The sequence below is a fragment of the Thiolapillus sp. genome (genome assembly GCF_048562965.1).
Taxonomy (GTDB): Bacteria; Pseudomonadota; Gammaproteobacteria; order Chromatiales; family Chromatiaceae; genus Thiolapillus; species Thiolapillus brandeum_A.
Genome location: NZ_JBHNMF010000214.1, coordinates 1 through 5,401, shown reverse-complemented (window position 1 = coordinate 5,401; position 5,401 = coordinate 1). Strand labels below are relative to the sequence as shown.

Annotated in this window: 4 protein-coding genes; 1 reads left to right on the top strand and 3 read right to left on the bottom strand. The window is 52.7% G+C overall.

The window, feature by feature from the left end; all coding sequences use genetic code 11:
* The 3 genes from ACOCD2_RS11580 to ACOCD2_RS11570 all read right to left on the bottom strand — a co-directional run.
* A partial coding sequence (locus ACOCD2_RS11580; RefSeq protein ID WP_419625704.1) for a TraC family protein occupies positions 1 to 2,085 on the bottom strand: 2,085 nt, incomplete at its 3' end.
* A 127-nt stretch (positions 2,086 to 2,212) separates the two neighbouring features.
* A complete protein-coding gene (locus ACOCD2_RS11575) occupies positions 2,213 to 3,175 on the bottom strand; it encodes a hypothetical protein (protein ID WP_293679833.1) in 963 nt (320 codons plus the stop codon).
* A 77-nt stretch (positions 3,176 to 3,252) separates the two neighbouring features.
* The gene (locus ACOCD2_RS11570) at positions 3,253 to 4,686 is read right to left on the bottom strand and encodes an MBOAT family O-acyltransferase (protein WP_293652380.1); all 1,434 of its coding nucleotides are present in this window, start codon (positions 4,684 to 4,686) and stop codon (positions 3,253 to 3,255) included.
* 178 nt (positions 4,687 to 4,864) lie between these two features.
* On the opposite strand from ACOCD2_RS11570, the gene ACOCD2_RS11565 reads away from it, so the two are divergent.
* A complete protein-coding gene (locus ACOCD2_RS11565) occupies positions 4,865 to 5,383 on the top strand; it encodes a hypothetical protein (RefSeq protein WP_293652382.1) in 519 nt (172 codons plus the stop codon).
* The last annotated feature ends 18 nt before the right edge of the window (positions 5,384 to 5,401 follow it).

Sequence of the window (5,401 nt, the reverse complement as noted above, 5' to 3'; positions counted from 1 at the left end):
GTAGGAACCCAGCACTTTACGAGCCCGGCGATAGCCGCTGGCCAGGAATCGGGCAACCATCTGATCCCCGCCACCGGAATTGGCGCTTTCTTCCGTCAACAGGTCACCCGCTTCCTCGATAATTACAATCTTTGGCCGACCGTCGCGCTGAAGGAACATTTCCTGCTGGATACGGGTGATCAGCTGCATCAGAACTACTTTCTGCAGTGATGGTTTGGACTTGAGATCGTCCAGTTCCAACACGACGAAATTATTGTCGAATTCAAGGTTGTTATCGCCATCGAACCACTCTCCATGGTTTCCGGATTGAGTATAGGGGTAAAGCTGCGAAGCCAGATCCCTCAAACGGGGGTCTTCTTGAACGGCCAGATATTCCTGAAGGTCTGTCACTGTCATCTGATTCCCCATTTTTCCCCAGATGACATCGATGGATTCCTGGATCTTTGCCAGCATCAGGTCATCCAGTCCGGTATTCGGCGCCGCCATTTTGGCGATCAATGAGGTCAGAAACTCCATTTCCTCTTTGATGTCGGTGACCAACGTGAAGGGGTTTAGACAGGTTTTGGATGTTTCTGAAAACTCGATGAAAGAACCTTGTAGCAAACGACACAGTTTGTACATGGAACGGCCGGTATCAATGACCCAGACTTTTGCGCCGATAGACAGGTAATCAGTAATGAGTCGTTGTACAAAAAACGATTTCCCGCCGCCGGATTCTGCGGAAATAATAGCGGAATAACCGGTGTTGGAATCGTAGAGATCGGTTAATGCCGGCTGGCCGCGCCGTGAATTCAAAAGCATAGCGCCCTTGCCCCCGGTTCCTGACCAATCGCCGATCACAGGTAGGAATTGCACCGCGTGGTTGATGCCCATGGTGTGGTAACGGTGGGTATTCTTGATGGATTCGGGGGTGGGGAATAACGGCAGGGTGTTCCAGAACATGGGAAACCCGATATACCGTTCCTCAGACATGGTGAGCCCGAGGGAGTGGTAATATGCCTTGAGCATGGCGGTTTGCCGGGCAAGTGTTTGACGGTCTTTGGCAAACAGCGCGACAGACATATTGACCTGGCAAAGAATGTTCTGTTGTTCCATCGAATTTACAAGAATGTCGATGCCTTCCTTCTTGTACCCGATTTTCGGCACCCACTTGGCCATATTGCCGAACGCCTGGTAATTGATGGCAGTGGATTTTTGCAAGACCATGTTTCGCGTATGCACCTGGTCGGGATAGTAAATCGTGGTTGACACCATGTAGGGAATGGATATCTGATTGTCCAGTCCCTTGGGATCGCCGGAGATATGAGCCAGGCGCAGCAATGACAGCCGTTTGGGCAGGTGCTGTACGGCTAGAACAGACACATAGGTATCGCCGATGCGGAACCCTTCTTTGAAGACCTCAATATCGTCTTCCGACGCCAGCACCTGGTCACGAATTAGTCGGTCATCGTCATACCAGCGCTCCAGGGGGGCAAACGGGTGGAATACTCGCCGTAAATAGGTGGTGTATTCCTGTGCATTGAGCTGATAGAGATCAAGCCCCGCACTTTTGGCAGCTTCCGTGATTTTGTGTACCAACTCGGCTGTTTCGTCCAATTTTTCTTGAGGATATTGCTCCGACAATACCTCTGGTGACGCCGGAAGCTTGACGGAGAACAATAGAATGGGCTGGTTCGTGCGGATTCCGGTTCCCTTGATCAAATCTTTATCCAGGGCCTCACGGAACATGGCGATTCGCTCATCGACCAAGCGGAGGAGAATTTCTTCCTGGTCGTCAGTCAATCCCTTCTGTTCAATCTCGTGGCGAGCTGCCAGGTATCGCTCCAGTATCGGGTCGATATCCCGTGTCGACAGCAGGCTGACTTGAACAAATGAGTCCTTGGGAAGTTGTGACGCCAAAGCAGTTTCCAGACGCAAAGCGGTAATGTCGTCGCCCCCGGTCATCAAAGGCGCGATGAAACACGCGCCTATGGCTCCACCGTCCAGGAAAATCAATCCTGAATCAGGGTTGTAGGCAAGCGGTGGAATCAAAGATTGGGGCTGGTCCCTGTCCAGCATAGCTTGGATTTTTTCAGCTGCACTCACGTTAATAAGCCTCGAGGTTGAGCGGCAAACACCTGCCAGTATTCCCGCGCCGTTCAGTAATAGCTGGCCTGCGCGGGACGGAACAGGCCCTCTAGTTCATTCATTACGAAACCTACATGCTACTGGTTTATGAGCAGAAGTAAGCAGGTGAAAACGACGAAAAATGCACGTTTCGATATTTTTGAGTAATAATTTTCTGTAATTGGCGGGCAATCGCCGGGGTGTAGTGTTTTTTGTCCAGGTATGCTTCTGCGCCGCAGGTATCGGTGGCGTGGGTAAAATCCCAGGCATCCGGAAATCGCTTTTGGACTTCGGCCGCCAGTGTAGCCAGGTTATGTTGTCCTACTTGTGCCTGGATAACCGGATGGTGGGGATGAATGAAAACCCGGGTATCAACATGGTTGTCGTGACACCATTGAGCGATCTCATCCAGCGCATGAAGCTCTCTGGACGACAATGCCCGTTCGGCAATACGCGCTTTGATAGGGGCGTATTCCTTGGCATCATACGCAGCGGGGTCCTTGGCGCGACGTCTTATCAGGCCGGGCGTGCGGTATAACCCCGTGGAAAAATCAAACAGCAATTCCGGTTGTTCCGCCATGGCGTGTTTCAGTCGCAGCGCCGACGGGACAAAGGACGCGAGAAAAAAGTAACGGGCCAAAAACGTAAAGCGTGATTCGCCGCTGATAAAAGGCGGCGGGTAATGTGCGGGGCCACGGTCACCGGGGTGTTCCAGAAAAGGGAAAATATCGATACCCAATATGATATGGCGTGGCGTCAGGCCGGTGGCTTTGAGCGCTGGCAGTAACTGGGCGATATCGGTGGGCCGGGCGGCCAGTTTCGAGAAGTTATAGGAGATTCTTTGGCCGTTGTGGTCGAACCAGCGGGGGTCCCATATTCCTGTCCGTGATGACCCCAGAAGGAGGAATTCTGTCTGTTCGGGGTGCTTGTTCAGCCACATGTATTTGTTGTCCAATTCGTTTGGCGTGAAACCGTTCCGGTATGGGACCAACCGGAAGACTTGATAAGGGTCGATGAACACATTCATACCCACCACCCCCAAAGCGACGACAATCACAATGGAAAGCACCCACCGGTTCCAGCGTTGCCAGGAATGCGTGCCGGTAGCTGGCGGCGGGTTATCGGAAGCGGGTGAATGAGGCATCGTCAGAACTGGAAATAAAGAAAAACCGATTGTTTGCTCAACTGAGAAACAGCAACACTGGCAAGTCCCGCGGTACCCAATGCCCAACGCAAATTCGGGCGTACTCGGGCTTGCCACAGTTCATGGACATTGGGTTGCGTGGCAACAAACACGGTCAGGACAACCAGTAAAAGCGGCTCCAACCCGACGGTGAGGGAAGTGGGGGCGAAAGTGATGATGGGAAGATTCTCTGGCAAAACAGCAGTGAGCGATTCTGGGAAGTGCAGACCGTTGATCCCGGACAGCGTAACCAGCAACTGTTTTGCATCCGCCAAGGAGTCGGCCCGGAACAACACCCAACCGACCATCACCGACAAGAAAGTGACCAACCAGGCGGCAGCTGGCGGCAAGCGCAGCGGCAGCTGCCGCCAAACGTAATGGATGGCGAGATAGAGTCCATGCAGCCCTCCCCACGCCACGAACGTCCACCCGGCGCCATGCCACAACCCGCCCAACAGCATGGTGACGATCAATGTCATTACGGTACGCGGTAATCCATGCCGGGATCCACCCAGCGGGATATAAAGGTAGTTCCGCAAGAAACGCCCGAGTGTGATATGCCACCGTCGCCAGAAATCGGCGATATTGAGGGCGCGATAGGGGGAGTCGAAGTTCTTGGGGAGGCGGAACCCGAAGAGCAACGCCAAACCCATTGCCATTTCGGAATAGCCCGAAAAATCGAAGTAGAGCTGAAAAGTGTAGGCCAGCGCCCCGACCCAGGCATCGAAGAACAGGGCCTGACAGGCATTCGCAAATACCGGGTCCGCCCAGGTCGCCAAATAATCCGCAATGATGAGTTTTTTGAACAAACCGGCGGTGATCAGAAAGAGTCCCTGGGCAAACATGACATCCGTAGTTGTTCGGCGTGTCTCGGCCTGGGAAAACTGCGGAACCATTTCGTTGTAGTGAACGATGGGGCCAGCAATGAGCTGGGGGAAAAACACCACGAACAGGGCATATCGCAAAGGCGGCGCGGAATCGGCCGTTCCTCGCCAGGCCTCCACGAGATAGGCAATTTGCTGAAAGGTAAAGAATGAAATGGCCAGCGGGAGGACCAATTCGGGCACGGGGAGGTCGGCGCCCAATGTGTTGAGACTTTGAGCAAAGAAGCCGGCATATTTGAAGATGGCGATGAGAATGAGGTTGAAGGCCACGCCAAGTGTCAATAGCCAGCGTTTTCGCTGCCGGCGCAATGCCTCACCCAATTGGTAATTGACCACCATGCTGCCAATGATGAGCGCCAAGTAGATGGGGTTCCACCAGGCGTAGAACACCAGTGATGCCAGTAGCAAATAGTGCAGTGCCCATTCAAAGCGTCCCGCACGCTGCAGATGGTGATAGCCAAACAGAACGGCAGGCAAAAAAACGAACAGGAATATGGCGGAATTGAACAGCATGCGCGGATGCTACAAAAAAGAACGGCTCTGTCATGAACTCTAAAGAGGGAAAATCACGCGTTTTGGAGAAAATATCGCCATATCGTCAATGATTCAGGATACAAAAAAAGCGTGTGTTATGTTGTGCGTCCTTTGGTATAAAGGGGGAAAATACCGAAAACTAGAGAGGAACGATTAAATGTCGAATGATTCGTTTTTGATTAACTTGAGCGCCCATCCGGACTTGTTGCCTATCGCCATGGAATGGGAAAGCGGACTGATGCAACAGCTGGGATATCAAGGTGATTCCGCATACGTCATGTTCTGGGAAGACATTGAGATGAATACCTTACGCTGGTTCGACGGTTTCACAGGCTCATACGAACCGCTTCAGCTCTGGTGGCGCTGGCGCCAGGACAGAGCAATCCGTATGGCGCTACGGGGAATCAACCTCCAGGCGGATTTTACGGAAGACGCGTTTGGGTTGCTGTTCGACCGGGTGGAAGGTAAAGCGTACGTTGGCCGTCTGAACAAGCTTCGGAAACTGTTGGGCAAGCTGGCCGAACAGCAGCAGCTGGGCTCTAGTTCTCAGGAACTGCTCAACGAGATTATGGACGATCTGGATACACAGGGAGAACTATCAGAAACCCAGATCATGCGGGTTCTCGAAGTTATTGATTCAGGCGGGTCAAGGCCGGAACGTCACCGGCTTCATTAAACACGGGAGAGTTTTTTA

What these genes read in the sequence shown, in the direction of transcription:
- ACOCD2_RS11570 (WP_293652380.1), bottom strand. Translation starts at nt 4,686, where the DNA reads ATGCTGTTCAATTCCGCCATATTCCTGTTCGTTTTTTTGCCTGCCGTT.
- ACOCD2_RS11565 (WP_293652382.1), top strand. Translation starts at nt 4,865, where the DNA reads ATGTCGAATGATTCGTTTTTGATTAACTTGAGCGCCCATCCGGACTTG.